Source organism: Undibacterium sp. Di27W, assembly GCF_049340345.1.
In the GTDB taxonomy this organism is placed as follows: domain Bacteria; phylum Pseudomonadota; class Gammaproteobacteria; order Burkholderiales; family Burkholderiaceae_D; genus Undibacterium.
In genome coordinates this window covers 1-582 of the sequence record NZ_JBMPOS010000095.1, presented here as the reverse complement: position 1 = coordinate 582, position 582 = coordinate 1, and the positions used below count along the sequence as shown (strand labels likewise).

The 582-nt window shown below is 57.2% G+C and carries 1 protein-coding gene; it reads right to left on the bottom strand.

The genetic code is table 11. From position 1 onward, the window contains the following. A partial coding sequence (locus ACO0LF_RS31445) for a hypothetical protein (protein WP_423021334.1) occupies window positions 1-582 on the bottom strand: 582 nt, incomplete at both ends.

Sequence of the window (582 nt, the reverse complement as noted above, 5' to 3'; positions counted from 1 at the left end):
TCGTCGCAACGAGGTTGCCTGCAGCGTTGTATTGCAGCTCAGTGACTTCACCCAGTGGACTGATGGTTTTGGCGACTCTGCCCAGTTTGTCGTACAGGGTACGGACGATCATGTCGCTGGCACTGGCGGTGACAGGAATAACACTGATGTTGGCTGCTGCATTGCCGGTCTGAAGGACCTGGCCTTTGAGTTGCTGGAACTGGCTATCTGTCAGGGCATTGGCGCGGGCAATGGTCTGGACGCGTTGACCAAGGATGTTGTAGATGTATTGGGTGACTTCGCCTTTGCCATTGATGTCGGCCTGCAAATTGCCTGCGGCATCGTAGATGTGCAGTTGTTCGACGCCGGTCGGGTCTTTGGCATAGACGAGCCTGCCCAGGGCATCGTAGCCGTAGCTGGTGGTGAGTTCGCCACCGAGGGTGTTGCTGAGCAGGTGCCCCTGGTTGTCGTAGACCTGGGTGTCGATGCGGCCACTGGTGTTGTGCTGGATGATTTTGTGGTTGGCGTCATCGTATTCGGTGTAGCTGGTCTTTTGCAGGGCGTCGGTGGTACTGAGTTGACGGCCCAGGCCGTCGTAGGTGT